The 12,893-nt window shown below is 70.5% G+C and carries 11 protein-coding genes and 1 tRNA gene; 9 read left to right on the top strand and 3 right to left on the bottom strand.

The window, feature by feature from the left end:
- Positions 1–8: 8 nt before the first annotated feature.
- Complete coding sequence (locus ORI94_RS12415; protein ID WP_042172797.1) at positions 9–689, top strand: AIM24 family protein; 681 nt, start codon at positions 9–11, stop codon at positions 687–689.
- Between the two features lie 17 nt (positions 690–706).
- Positions 707–1,462: an AIM24 family protein gene (locus tag ORI94_RS12410; protein ID WP_266074578.1), complete on the top strand. Its 756-nt coding sequence runs from the start codon at positions 707–709 to the stop codon at positions 1,460–1,462.
- Positions 1,463–1,582: 120 nt separating this feature from the next.
- Here the strand turns inward: ORI94_RS12410 and ORI94_RS12405 are convergent, their stop codons facing one another.
- Both ORI94_RS12405 and ORI94_RS12400 read right to left on the bottom strand, forming a co-directional pair.
- Positions 1,583–2,110: an NUDIX hydrolase gene (locus tag ORI94_RS12405; RefSeq protein ID WP_266074577.1), complete on the bottom strand. Its 528-nt coding sequence runs from the start codon at positions 2,108–2,110 to the stop codon at positions 1,583–1,585.
- Positions 2,107–3,615, bottom strand: a complete 1,509-nt coding sequence (locus tag ORI94_RS12400; RefSeq protein WP_266074576.1) for a zinc-dependent metalloprotease — start codon at positions 3,613–3,615, stop codon at positions 2,107–2,109. Before ORI94_RS12400 ends, ORI94_RS12405 begins: the two co-directional genes overlap by 4 nt.
- Before the next feature lie 192 nt (positions 3,616–3,807).
- On the opposite strand from ORI94_RS12400, the gene ORI94_RS12395 reads away from it, so the two are divergent.
- The 4 genes from ORI94_RS12395 (at position 3,808) to ORI94_RS12380 (ending at position 7,033) form a co-directional block, all read left to right on the top strand.
- Positions 3,808–4,923, top strand: a complete 1,116-nt coding sequence (locus ORI94_RS12395; protein ID WP_266074575.1) for an SDR family oxidoreductase — start codon at positions 3,808–3,810, stop codon at positions 4,921–4,923.
- A gap of 88 nt (positions 4,924–5,011) precedes the next feature.
- Entirely contained in the window at positions 5,012–5,470 is a 459-nt protein-coding gene (locus tag ORI94_RS12390; RefSeq protein ID WP_266074574.1) for a molybdenum cofactor biosynthesis protein MoaE, read from the top strand.
- Positions 5,471–5,660: 190 nt separating this feature from the next.
- The gene (locus tag ORI94_RS12385) at positions 5,661–5,840 is read left to right on the top strand and encodes a hypothetical protein (protein WP_266074573.1); all 180 of its coding nucleotides are present in this window, start codon (positions 5,661–5,663) and stop codon (positions 5,838–5,840) included.
- A gap of 98 nt (positions 5,841–5,938) precedes the next feature.
- Entirely contained in the window at positions 5,939–7,033 is a 1,095-nt protein-coding gene (locus tag ORI94_RS12380) for a PDZ domain-containing protein (RefSeq protein WP_266074572.1), read from the top strand.
- Between the two features lie 44 nt (positions 7,034–7,077).
- Here ORI94_RS12380 and ORI94_RS12375 read toward each other — a convergent pair whose 3' ends face one another.
- Complete coding sequence (locus ORI94_RS12375; protein WP_266074571.1) at positions 7,078–7,620, bottom strand: PPA1309 family protein; 543 nt, start codon at positions 7,618–7,620, stop codon at positions 7,078–7,080.
- A 200-nt stretch (positions 7,621–7,820) separates the two neighbouring features.
- Here ORI94_RS12375 and ORI94_RS12370 point away from each other — a divergent pair, with 200 nt between their 5' ends.
- The 3 genes from ORI94_RS12370 (at position 7,821) to ORI94_RS12360 (ending at position 12,880) form a co-directional block, all read left to right on the top strand.
- Positions 7,821–10,709 (top strand): UPF0182 family protein, encoded by a 2,889-nt coding sequence (locus tag ORI94_RS12370; RefSeq protein ID WP_266074570.1) that lies wholly within the window; start codon positions 7,821–7,823, stop codon positions 10,707–10,709.
- 56 nt (positions 10,710–10,765) lie between these two features.
- Positions 10,766–10,839: transfer RNA gene (locus ORI94_RS12365), tRNA-Met, on the top strand.
- 223 nt (positions 10,840–11,062) lie between these two features.
- On the top strand, positions 11,063–12,880 hold the full coding sequence (locus ORI94_RS12360; protein WP_266074569.1) for a tetratricopeptide repeat protein: 1,818 nt from the start codon (positions 11,063–11,065) through the stop codon (positions 12,878–12,880).
- Positions 12,881–12,893 lie beyond the last annotated feature (13 nt).

The following is a 12,893-nucleotide window of genomic DNA, read 5'->3' as shown; positions in this document are numbered from 1 at the left end:
AGCCCGTCATGAACCAGCCACTCGCGGGCTTCGCCCCCGCACCGGTCACCGCGCGCATGGAGAACCACGGCGACCACATGCTCAAGGTCGCCATGCAGACCGGGAACGACCTCCTCGCGCGCGTCGGGTCGATGATCGGCTACGAAGGGTTCATCCAGTACGAGCCCAACCCGCCGGCCGTGCGGCAGATCGCCCGGGACTGGGCCACCGGGGAGGGCGCCCCGCTGATGAAGTGCTCCGGCGACGGCCTGCTCTACCTCGCCGACTACGGCGCGGACGTCGTCGTGATCAATCTCAACGGCGAAGGCATCTCCGTCAACGCCACCAACCTGCTCGCCTTCGACGCCGGCCTGACGTGGGGCGTGGAGCGGGTGAAGGGCCTGGCGAAGTTCGCCGGACAGGGTCTGTGGAACACCAAGATCTCCGGGCAGGGCTGGGTCGCTCTGACCTCCCGGGGCAAGCCGATCGTCGTCGACTGCGGCGGCGGTGACGACGAGACGTACGTCGACCCGGACGCCCTGGTCGCCTGGTCCCCGAACCTCAAGGTGAAGGGCAAGCGCAGCTTCCGGGCACAGTCGCTGATCGGCCGCGGCAGCGGTGAGGCCTACCAGATGGCGTTCTCCGGTCAGGGCATCGTCGTCGTCCAGCCCAGTGAGGACAGCACCGACCGTCTCCGGGTCCGGGGCTGAGGGGGAGCAACCACACCATGCAGAGCCCGCTTTTCGCCTTCAACGACCAGCAGACCCAGGAACGCTGGAGCCTGCAGAACAAGCAGATGCTCCGGGTCGCCCTGGGCGGCCACGACGACATCCTCGCCCGCAAGGGCAGCATGATCGCCTACCAGGGACTCGTCGAGTTCGACGCCGAGTACCAGAGCCGTAGCCAGGCGCACAGCCGTTCACACACGGGCGAGGGGCTGGACCTGATGCGCTGCCACGGGCAGGGCACGGTCTACCTCGCCAACCTCGCCCAGCACATCCATGTCATGGACGTGGACCATGAAGGGCTGACCGTCGACAGCAGCTATGTGCTCGCGATGGACTCCTCGCTGCATCAGGAGGTCATCGCCGTCGACAGCCTGTACGGCATCTCCGGCTCCGGGAAGTACCAGCTCAACATCACCGGTCAGGGCAAGGTCGCCCTGATGACCTCCGGCATGCCGCTGCTGATGCGGGTGACGCCGGACACGTACGTCAACTGCGACGCCGACGCGATCGTCGCCTGGTCCACGGGGCTGCGCGTACAGCTGCAGGCCCAGACGCACTCCTCCGGGGTGTGGCGGCGCCGTGGCAGCACCGGCGAGGGCTGGGAGCTCAGCTTCATGGGCAGCGGCTTCGCGCTCGTCCAGCCCAGTGAGCTGCTGCCGCCGCAGAACGCCCGGATCGGCTCCGGCATCGCCGCGCAGTACGGCATGGGACAGCAGGGTGCCCGCGGGCAGAACCAGGGCAACGTCTGGAGCTGACCGGCTTCCGGAGACATACGGGTGAGGGGCGACCACCAGGCGGTCGCCCCTCACCCGTATGCGTAGAACAATCGGGTGCCGGTCTGCCGGTCTGCCGGTCTGCCGGCGGCCATCCGCAGGTCAGACGCCCAGCCGCGTCCGGGTCGCTTCCAGCAGACGGACGACCGAGGCATCCGCCACCTCCGCCACCTCGTCGTAGGGGAACCAGCGCAGGTCGAGTGACTCGTCACTGATGGTGTGCGCGGCATCGGGAGCGGCCACGGCCGCATACTGGACGTCGAAGTGCCAGTGGCAGGGAGACGGGATCGCGTGCCGGTCCAGGCGCACCGGCCCGCCCGCCAGGAGGGTGAGCCCCGCGATCCCCGACTCCTCGGTGGCCTCCCGCAGGGCCGCCGCGGTCAGTGACGGGTCGCCGGGCTCGCAGTGACCTCCCATCTGCAGCCACATCCGCAGTTTCCGGTGCAGGGTCAGCAGCACCCGGCCGCGCTCGGGGGCGACCACCAGGGCGCTGGCGGTGAGATGGCCCGCGCGGCAGGACTTCCACATGCCGTCCGGGTGCGCGGCGAGGTGGTCCAGATAGGTCTGGCGCAGCTCCGGCTGGTCCTCGTACCCCTTGAGTGCGAGCACCGCGTCGTCGTACAGGCTCACTCGGCGCCGTCACCCCTGCGCTCGCCGCCCCGGCCACCGTCGTCCCTGCCGCCGTCGTTCTCGCCCCCGCCGGCGTCCCCGGTGGTGCCTTCGGTGTCCTCTGCCTTGCTCCGCTTGCCGAGGCCGTGCTTGCCCGCCGCCTCGCCGAGCATCTTGTCCAGCTCGGAGAAGTCGACCTGCTCGCGGTGCACGAAGCCGTCCGGGTCGTCCAGGTCGGTGGCCGTCGGCAGCATGTCCGGGTGGGCCCACAGGGCGTCCCGCCCGTCGACACCGCGCGCGTCCGTGAGCGAGGCCCACAGGCGTGAGGCGTCCCGCAGCCGGCGCGGGCGCAGCTCCAGACCGATCAGCGTGGCGAACGTCTGCTCCGCGGGGCCGCCCGAGGCGCGGCGGCGGCGCAGCGTCTCGCGCAGCGCGTCCGCCGACGACAGGCGGGGCTTCGCCGCCGCGTGCACCACGGCGTCCACCCAGCCCTCGACGAGAGCCAGCGCCGTCTCGAGACGGGCCAGCGCCGTCTTCTGCTGCGGGGTGTCCTCCGGCTGGAACATGCCCTGCTGAAGAGCCTCCTGGAGCTGCTCCGGGTTCTGCGGGTCGAACTGGCCGACCACGTCCTCCAGCTTGGCGGTGTCGACCTTGATCCCGCGCGCATAGCCGTCGACCGCGCCGTACAGGTGCGAGCGCAGCCACGGCACGTGCGCGAACAGGCGCTGGTGGGCGGCCTCGCGCAGGGCGAGATACAGCCGTACCTCCTCCTGCGGGACGCCGAGGTCCTTGCCGAACGCCGCGATGTTCACCGGCAGCAGCGCGGCCTTGCCGGCCGGGCCGAGCGGCAGGCCGATGTCGGTGGAGCCGACGACCTCACCGGCCAGCACTCCGACCGCCTGACCGATCTGCGTACCGAACATGGCTCCGCCCATCGAGCGCATCATGCCGATCAGCGGGCCCGCCATGGCCTGCATCTCCTCCGGCAGTACGTCGCCCATGGCGGTGCCGACACGCTCGGCGACCGGGTCCACGAGCTCCCGCCACGCCGGAAGCGTCGCCTCGACCCACTCCGCACGGCTCCAGGCCACCGAGGAGGCCGCACCGGACGGCAGCGAGGTGGCGTCGTCCAGCCACAGGTCGGCCAGCCGGACGGCCTCGTCGACGGCCCTGCGCTCGGCGGGACCGACGCTCGCGTCCTTCGTGCCGTCGGCGGTGCCCTGGGAGACCGTCTGGCGGGCGATCTGCTTGGCCATGTCCCAGTTCACCGGTCCGCCCTCGTAGGAGAGCATCTGGCCGAGCTGCTGGAACGCGGCGCCCAGGTCGTTGGGGTTCAGGGAACCGAACATCGCGGCGAACGGATTGTCCGCGCCGGGCGCGCCGAAGCCACCGGCTCCGGACATGCCGAAACCGAACGGGTTGGCCGGGTCCTGACCACCACCGCTCTGCTGGTCCTTCTTCTTGCCCTCGTCGCCGTCGTCCGGCTCCTCCGGCGGAAGGCCGAATCCGAATGGGGTGTCACTCACGGGATTCCTCGGCTGATAGGGCCACCGGTTCTTTCCGGCGGCGCGATTGCCCGACAACACCACCCAGCGTAGACACCTGGGGCGGTTCGAGCCTCGATGCTTCGCCGACAGAAGGCCTGCGGCAGGATGGATGCCACCTGGTACGCATGCTTCGCATGCGCTCGTACTGAAGACAACCGCTGGAGACGCCCGGTGAGTTCCCCAGATCCACAGGTTCGCGCAGCGCGAAACCGGTCAACCCGCTCGTCGCCCGCACGAGGGCCCGTCGTCGCGGTCACCGGCGCCGCCTCCGGTGTCGGCGCGCTGCTCACCGAGCGGCTCGCCGCCTCGGAGGAGATCAAGCAGGTCATCGCCATCGACGAACGCCGCGGCGAGTGCGCCGAGGCACAGTGGCACATCCTGGACGTACGGGACCCCGCCATCGCGGACCGGCTGCGCGGGGCCGACGCCGTCGTCCATCTGGCACTCGACCTCGACCTGGAGACCGACGCCGCCGCCCGGACGGCCTACAACGTCCGCGGGACGCAGACCGTGCTGACCGCCGCAGCGGCCGCCGGAGTGCACCGGGTGGTGCTGTGCACCTCGACGATGGTCTACGGAGCGCTCCCGGACAACGAGCTGCCGCTGTCCGAGGACGCGGAACTGCGGGCCACCGCCGAGGCGACGGGCGTGGGCGACCTCCTGGAGATCGAGCGGCTCGCGCGCAGGGCACCCCGCGCGCACCCCGGTCTCAACGTCACGGTGGTACGGCCCGCTGTGCTCGTGGGAGGCACCGACACCGCACTGACCAGGTACTTCGAGTCGCCCCGGTTGCTTGTGGTGGCCGGTTCGCGGCCCGCGTGGCAGTTCTGCCACGTCGACGACCTGTGCAGCGCCCTGGAGTACGCCGTCCTGGAGAAGGCCGACGGAGAGCTGGCCGTCGGGTGCGACGGATGGCTGGAGCAGGAGGAGGTCGAGGAGCTCAGCGGGATCCGGCGGATGGAGCTGCCGTCGGCGGTCGCGCTGGGCGCGGCGGCCCGGCTGCACCGGATCGGTCTCACCCCGTCCCCGGCCGGGGACCTGGCGTACACGATGCACCCCTGGGTGGTCAGCGGGAGCCGACTGCACGACGCCGGGTGGCGGCCCGCCCACACCAACGAGCAGGTGCTGGCCGAGCTCCTGGAGGAGGTGTCCGGCCGGCACACGGTGGCCGGGCGCCGGCTCGGGCGCAAGGACGCGACGGCGGCCGGCGCCGCGGGAGCGACGGTGGCCCTGCTGGGCGCGGCGGCGGTGGTGCGGCGGGCGCGGAAGGCCCGGCGGCGGATCTGAGCACCACGCGGCACCCGCCGGCGACAGGACGCCGCCGGGGCGCCGGGGCGCCTTTGCGCCGTCGTGGTCGTGGGGCACGATGGAGGGCATGGCATCCACGAACGATCACCCCGGTGAGCAGCCCGCGCAGGACCCGATCAAGCTGATCGCGATCCGGGACGCGCCGCTGTCCGTCGACGAGGTCTTCCGGGCCGTCGGCGACGAGGCGGCCGGAGGGACGGCACTGTTCGTGGGGACCGTGCGCAACCACGACGGCGGGACCGACGTCGATGAGCTGGGGTACTCGTGCCACCCGAGTGCCGAGGACGAGATGCGGCGGATCGCCGAGAAGGTCGTCGCCGAGTACCCCGTGCGGGCGCTGGCGGCCGTGCACCGGGTGGGGGACCTCGGGGTCGGGGATCTCGCCGTGGTCGTCGGCGTGTCGTGCGCGCACCGGGGCGAGGCCTTCGAGGCCTGCCGGAAACTGATCGACGACCTCAAGCACGAGGTGCCCATCTGGAAGCACCAGACGTTCTCGGACGGGACCGAGGAGTGGGTCGGCGCGTAGCCCCGTCGTGGGCGGGCGGGACCTGCTGGGAGGACACCACTGAGAACCGTCGCACCGCCTCCGTTCCCGTACGTCTGCTCCCGGTTCCACTCCGCTTGCACAACCTCCCCCCGGGTATGAGCGTGGTCACTGCGGATGGTTAATCTGCTGATCAGTCAGTCGCGGACGCTCATGGGGATGGGAGGTCGGCATGGCGGCGCTTGCCTGGTTGCTGATTCCGTTGATGGCCGCGGTCGGCGCGGGCCTGTGGGGCAGTTGGGCCACTCGCACCCGGCGGGTGCGCAGCGACGGCCCCGAGCTCATCGGTTACGCCCGGTTCCGCGAGGCCATGGAGAGGCCTCGGCCGACAGCGGAAGAGGTCCGGCCCTAGGGCCGGAACGGCAGGTCACAGACGTAGGACAAGGTCAGGGCTGCCCGGACGGGCTGCCCTGACAGTGCGCTGACAGACCTGTCCCGTACTGTCGGTGCATGCCACGCCGCACCGCGACGATGCTCGCCTCCACCCTCATGCTGATCGTGCTTCTGTGCGCGGGTGTGTTCATCCCTGTGCCGTACTCGGAGATGTCCCCCGGGCCGACGGTGGACACTCTGGGCGATCACGACGGCGACCCGGTGCTGCGGATCGACGGGCGCAAGACGTATCCGACCGACGGCCACCTCAACATGACCACGGTGCGGGTCACGAGCGCCGATTACCGGATGAACCTGGTCGAGGCCGTCTACGGATGGCTCGCGCACGACAACAAGGTCGTGCCGCACGACACGCTCTACCCCGACGGCAAGACGGAGGAGCAGTCCACCCAGGAGAACGCCGAGGAGTTCAGCCAGTCCCAGGAGAGCGCCAAGGTCGCCGCCCTGAAGGAACTCGGCGTCCCGGTGAAGTCCTGGGTGATCGTCTCCACGGTCGTCAAGGGATCGCCCGCCGAGGGCAAGCTGCACGCGGGTGACGTGATCAAGAGCGTCGACGGCAGCACGGTGCGCGAGCCGGCCGACGTCGCCGAGCTGGTGACCGAGCACGAGCCCGGTGAGGACGTCGGCTTCACGATCGTGCCCGCCAAGGAGCAGGCCGCCGCCGAGAAGGAGAACCGGACGCCGACCGGGACCGAGGAGATCACGATCACCACCGCCGCCTCCGACGACGACGGGGACGACCGCGCCATCGTCGGGATCGCCGCAGGAACCGACCACACCTTCCCGTTCACCATCGACATCAAGCTCGCCGACGTCGGCGGGCCGAGCGCCGGTCTGATGTTCGCGCTCGGCATCTACGACAAGCTCACTCCGGGCAGCCTGACCGGCGGCAGGTTCGTGGCCGGCACCGGGACCATCGACGACACCGGCAAGGTCGGGCCGATCGGCGGGATCGAGATGAAGACGGTCGGCGCGCGCGCCAAGGGCGCCGAGTACTTCCTCACGCCCGCCGACAACTGCGCGGCCGCCGCCGCGGACCCCCCCGAGGGTCTGACGCTCATCAAGGTGGACACCATCGACGACGCCCTCGGCGCCCTGAAGGACCTCGACTCCGGCGACACCGCCGACCTGCCGACGTGCACCGCCTCCTGACCGTGCGGACTGCCCGCCGGGGTTGCTGACGGGCACGCCTCGGACTACGCCTCGAACGTCGCCGTCAGCGCCTCCGCCAGCCCCGGCACCAGGGCGGAACCGGTGAGGACCTCCGTCGGTGAGTCCTTCTCCCGCAGCCGCAGGGCGGAATCGCGGGCACCGTCGCGCAGTACCGCGACCGTCATGCGGACCTCCTGGCGCTTCGGGTGCTTCGCCACCCACGCGGCCAGCGCGTCCTGGTCCAGATCCTGCGGAACCTGGGCCTCCGCGGACGGCGGCAGCATCAGACGCTCCACGGTCAGGGCGCAGCCGGCCACCGAGTCGGGCCAGGCGAGGGTGCCCAGGAACTCGTCCAGCGGCTTGCCCGTTGGAATGGCATCCTGCTCGATCGGGGTGAGGGCGGTCGTCTCCTGCTCGTCGCCCGGACCGAGCCGGTCCGCGAGAGAGGGCTGCTCGGCACGCAGCCGTGCGGTGTCTACGAGGGCGAAGAGCCGGGCGGGCTGGTCCCAGCCGAGGCCGGAGACGTACTCGTCGATCTCGAGCACGGCCCGGGTGAGCGGGCTCGCCGCCATGGGTGTGTTGGACATGGTCACAATCCTCTCTCGTTGGGGGCCGAAATCGGGAACCGAGTAAAGAGTGAGTAAGTTGCATAGGTGTGGGCCCGTGAGCAAAGGGGCCCGCACGCGGTCCACGAACTCGCGGACCTGACGAATCGACAGCGAACTTCGAGGTGCCTACCTTGGCTTTCCAGATGCCGGACCGTGGCGGAGGCCCGACAGGGCCACGGATGAGAGTGGGCCGCCCGTCCCGGCGGGTCCGGACCCTGCTCATGACACTTGGCGTCCTGGCCGTCCTCGGCATGGTGTTCACCATGTTCGCGGGGTTCTGGACCGACTGGCTGTGGTACCGCTCGGTCGACTACTCGTCGGTGTTCACGACGACCCTGTGGACCAAGATCGGACTCTTCTTCGTCTTCGGTCTGCTGATGGCCCTCGCGGTCGGCTTCAACATCTGGCTGGCGCACCGGATGCGCCCGCCGCTGAGCGCCATGTCGATGGAGCAGCAGAACCTCGACCGCTACCGGATGGGCATCGCCCCGTACAAGAAGTGGCTGCTGCTCGGCATCACCGCACTGCTCGGGCTGATCGCCGGTGCCTCGGCCTCGAGCCAGTGGCGCACCTGGCTGATGTGGGTCAACGGGGTGCCGTTCGGCCAGAAGGACCCGCAGTTCAAGCTCGACGTGGCGTTCTACGCCTTCGACCTGCCCTGGTACCGGTTCATGCTCGGGTTCGGCTTCGCGGCCACCATCCTGTCGCTGATCGCGGCCGCGCTCACCCACTACCTGTACGGCGGTCTGCGGGTCACCAGCCCCGGCGCGCGTGCCACGGCCGCGGCCACCGGCCATCTGTCGGTGCTCCTCGGCGTCTTCGTCGCCCTGAAGGCGGTTGCGTACTGGCTCGACCGGTACGGCCTGGCGGTCAAGTCCAGCGACTTCAAGGCGACCGGCAACTGGACCGGCCTGCGGTACGTCGACGCCAACGCCTACCTGCCGGCGAAGACGATCCTGTTCTGCATCGCCGTCATCTGCGCGCTGCTGTTCTTCGCCACCCTGTGGCGGCGCACCTGGCAGCTGCCCATGATCGGCTTCGGCCTGATGGTGCTGTCGGCGATCCTCATCGGCGGTCTGTACCCGGCGATCGTGCAGAAGTTCCAGGTCCAGCCGAACGAGCAGGCCAAGGAAGCGCCGTACGTCGAGAAGAACCTCAAGGCGACGCGTGAGGCCTACGGCATCGACGACGCCCAGGTCGACGATTACCCGGGGACCAGCCAGACCGAGGACAGGACCGAGCTCCGGGACCAGGTCTCCGACACGGCGAGCATCCGGATCATGGACCCGAACGTCGTCTCGCCGACGTTCCAGCAGCTCCAGCAGATCAGGAACTACTACGCGTTCCCGACCAACCTGGACGTGGACCGCTATCCCGATCCCGGGACCGGCACGGAGCAGGACACCGTCATCGGTCTGCGCGAGATCAACCTGAACGGCATCCCCAAGCGGAACTGGATCAACGACCACTTCCGGTACACCCACGGATACGGTGCCGTCGCAGCCAAGGGCACCAGCGCCGACGCCGGCGGCCGTCCGGATTTCACCGAGTCCGACCTGCCGTCCAAGGGTGACCTGGGGACGTACGAGCAGCGCGTCTACTACGGCGAGCGGACGACGACGTACTCGATCGTCGGCGGTCCCCAGAAGGAGATCGACTACTCCGACGACAGCGGCGAGAAGACGACCAGTTACAAGGGCGACAGCGGCGTCAGCCTCGAGAACCCGGTCAACCGGGCCGCCTACGCCGCCGCGTTCAGCGAGCCGCAGATCCTGTACTCCGGTGCCATCGGAGAGGGGTCGCGGGTTCTGTACAACCGCACGCCCAAGGAGCGCGTCGAAGCGGTCGCACCCTGGCTGACGATCGACGGCGACGCCTACCCCGCGGTGGTGGAGGGCCGGATCCAGTGGATCGTGGACGCCTACACGACCACCAACGGCTACCCGTACGCGTCGCGGACGACCCTCGGTGACACGACAGCCGACTCGCTGACCGCCACCAACGACAACCGGGCGGTGGTGGCCCAGGAGAACCAGGTCAACTACATCCGCAACTCGGTGAAGGCGACCGTCGACGCGTACAGCGGCAAGGTCGAGCTCTACCAGTGGGACACCCAGGATCCCGTCCTGAAGACGTGGATGAAGGCGTTCCCGGACACGGTCGACCCGAAGAGCGAGATCTCCGACGACCTGATGAACCATCTGCGGTACCCGCAGGACCTGTTCAAGGTGCAGCGCGAACTGCTGACCCGCTACCACGTGAAGGACGCCACCACGTTCCTCAGCGGCAGCGAGGTCTGGCAGGTGCCGGACGACCCGACGAACAAGACGGGCGACGCGGTACCGCCGTACTACCTGAGCATGAAGATGCCCGACCAGCAGGAACAGGCCTTCTCGCTCACCACGACGTTCACTCCGAACGGCCGTGACAACCTCAGCGCGTTCATGGCGGTCGACGCCGAGGCGGGCAGTGAGGGGTACGGCAAGATCAGAGTCCTGAAACTGCCGACGAGCACCACGGCCGCCGGACCCAAGCAGGTCCAGAGCCAGTTCAACTCCCAGCAGGACATCGCGGAGACGATCAGGCTGCTGAGGGGCGGCGACTCCGAAGTGGAGTACGGCAACCTGCTGGCCGTCCCGCTCGACGGCGGACTGCTGTACGTGGAGCCGGTCTACGTGCGCGGTGGTGGACTGAAGTACCCGCTGCTGCGCAAGGTGCTGGTGACCTACGGGGGCCAGACAGCCTTCGAGGACACCCTGGAGCAGGCCCTCGACAAGATCTTCGGAGCGGAGGGCGCGGCCACCGAACCACCGGAAGGTGAGGGCGAGGGCGAAGGAACCGGCGAGGAAGAAGGCACCGAGCCACCGCCGACGTCCGACGACCCGACGGTCCAGGAGGCCCTGAACGACGCCCAGGAGGCCTTCGAGGCCGGCCAGGAAGCCCTGCAGAAGAACGACTGGGAAGCCTACGGCCAGGCGCAGGAGGACCTCGAGGAGGCCTTGCGCAGGGCCGAGGAGGCCCAGTCCGCGGACGGCAGTCCCGGTCCCGACCCGAGCCCGGGCGGTTAGCGAACCGGCTGGTCAAAGGCCCACCTCGCGCCGTGGTACGGTTGTGCACACAACGGCGCGGGGTGGAGCAGCTCGGTAGCTCGCTGGGCTCATAACCCAGAGGTCGCAGGTTCAAATCCTGTCCCCGCTACTGAAGTCGCGAAGTCGGCGACAGCAAAGGCCCGGATTCCTCAAGGAATCCGGGCCTTTGTGGTGTGCGAACGCATGTGCCGGGAGCTTCTGCGGCCGCGCCGACGAAGGGAGTTGGCGGATCTGTGTTTCACTTGTCTCTCTGTGGGCATGTCGACAAAACGCTGAAGTGACCTCACTGACTGCGGCATACCAGGTGTACCCAGGTTGCAGGTGGTGCGACGATGAATGTGATGGGGGACAGGGCAACTCTGTTCGAGACGGGGCGTATTGAGCAGCCCTCCCCTCGGGAGGAACCTCGCGACGAGACCGCGGAGGCTGCCGACGAGGCGGCCGAGGAGCTGCGCCGGCGGCTCGCTGCCGAAGCCGGCGACGTCGAGGCGATGAGCGTTCTCGGCGCCATGCTGCTGCGCCGCGGCGACTTCGCCGGAGCCGAACCCCATCTGCGCGCCGCCACTGCCGCGGGCGACCGCGCCGCCGCCAACAACCTGGGCGTCCTTCTGTTCCAGCGCGGCTATCCGGAGGAGGCCGCGGCATGGTGGCGGGTCGCGGCCGTCGCCGGCTCGGCCCCGGCGGCGCACGCGCTCGGCCGGTACCACCGTGAGCGCGGCGACGAGCCCGCCGCCGAGTACTGGCTGCGCCAGTCCGCCGAGCAGGACCACGCCCTGGGCGCCTACGCACTCGCCGACCTGCTGGAACACCGCGGGGACGCGGCCGGTGCCGAGCGCTGGATGCGGACGGCCGCCGAGCGGGGGCACCGGGAAGCCGCCTACCGGGTGGCGAGGACGCTGGACCGGAAGGCGGCACGGGAAGCCGACGACGGCGCCTCTTCGTTCCCGGAGGAGGCCGAGCAGTGGTACCGGCAGGCCGCCGCGCGGGGACACCGCCGGGCCGCGCTGCACCTCGGCGCGATCCTGGAGAAGCGCGGCGAACTCAAGGAGGCCGGCCGCTGGTACCTGACGTCGGCCAAGGACGGGGAGGCGCGGGCAGCCTGCGCGCTCGCCTTCCTGCTGCGCGACGCCGGCGACACCGAGAACGCCGCCGTGTGGTGGCTGCGCGCCGCCCAGGACGGCGACGGCAACGCCGCCAACGCGCTGGGCGCCCTGCACGCCGAGCGCGGCGAGACCCAGACCGCCGAACGCTGGTACCGGGCCGCGATGGACGCGGGCGACGTCAACGGCGCGTACAACCTCGCGCTGCTCTGCGCCGAGCAGGGCCGGACCGCCCCTGCCGAGCAGTGGTACCGCCGGGCCGCCTACGCCGGCCACCGGGAGGCGGCCAACGCGCTGGCGATCCTGCTGCTGACGGCCGGTGACGAGAAGGGGGCGGAGCCCTGGTTCTCCAAGGCCGCGGAGGCGGGCAGCGTGGACGCCGCCTTCAACCTCGGCATCCTGCACGCGGGCCGGGAGGAGGAGGCGGCCGCGCTGCGCTGGTACGAGCAGGCCGCGAGCGCCGGGCACACGGAGGCCGCGCTCCAGGTCGGCATGGCCCGGCTGCGCGACGGCGACGAGGGCGAGGCGGAGCGGTTCCTGCGGTGCGCGGCGGGCGGAGGCAGTGCCGAGGCCGCCTACCGTCTGGCGGCCGTGCTGGATGCCCGCCGCCCACCGGAGCCTGCGCACGAACTGGGCGAGCCGGTGAACCGGCGCAGCGAGTGCGAGGAGTGGTACGAGCGTGCAGCCCTGCAGGGCCACCGGCGGGCGCAGGTGCGGGTCGGCATGCTCGCCGCGGCCCGTGGCGACGCGGTGGAGGCGGCCCGCTGGTACCGGGAGGCGGCCGAGGCCGGTTCCCGCAACGGCGCTTTCAACCTGGGCCTGCTGCTGGCCCGTGAGGGCAGCGAGCCCGAGGCGGCCGTGTGGTGGGCCCGCGCGGCCGACGCCGGACACGGGCGTGCCGCCCTGCGGCTCGCCCTGGTCTACGCGCGCCGGGGCGAGCTCGTCGAGGGGCAGCGCTGGGCCGACCGCGCGGCCGCACTGGGCCCGACGGCGGTCATGGAGCGCGCGATCCGCCTGCGTGACGCCCTCCGGGAGGAACTCTCGGCCTGACGTCGTCCCCTGT

It is taken from the genome of Streptomyces sp. NEAU-W12, assembly GCF_026242095.1.
Lineage (GTDB): Bacteria > Actinomycetota > Actinomycetes > Streptomycetales > Streptomycetaceae > Streptomyces.
The sequence above is the reverse complement of the archived record's forward strand: the minus strand, read 5'-3'. Positions and strand labels throughout refer to the sequence as shown.

Coding starts and splice junctions, on each gene's coding strand:
- ORI94_RS12415 (WP_042172797.1), top strand. CDS start 9: ATGAACCAGCCACTCGCGGGCTTCGCCCCCGCACCGGTCACCGCGCGC.
- ORI94_RS12390 (WP_266074574.1), top strand. CDS start 5,012: ATGGCATCCACGAACGATCACCCCGGTGAGCAGCCCGCGCAGGACCCG.
- ORI94_RS12370 (WP_266074570.1), top strand. CDS start 7,821: ATGAGAGTGGGCCGCCCGTCCCGGCGGGTCCGGACCCTGCTCATGACA.
- ORI94_RS12375 (WP_266074571.1), bottom strand. CDS start 7,620: ATGTCCAACACACCCATGGCGGCGAGCCCGCTCACCCGGGCCGTGCTC.
- ORI94_RS12380 (WP_266074572.1), top strand. CDS start 5,939: ATGCCACGCCGCACCGCGACGATGCTCGCCTCCACCCTCATGCTGATC.
- ORI94_RS12360 (WP_266074569.1), top strand. CDS start 11,063: ATGAATGTGATGGGGGACAGGGCAACTCTGTTCGAGACGGGGCGTATT.
- ORI94_RS12385 (WP_266074573.1), top strand. CDS start 5,661: ATGGCGGCGCTTGCCTGGTTGCTGATTCCGTTGATGGCCGCGGTCGGC.
- ORI94_RS12410 (WP_266074578.1), top strand. CDS start 707: ATGCAGAGCCCGCTTTTCGCCTTCAACGACCAGCAGACCCAGGAACGC.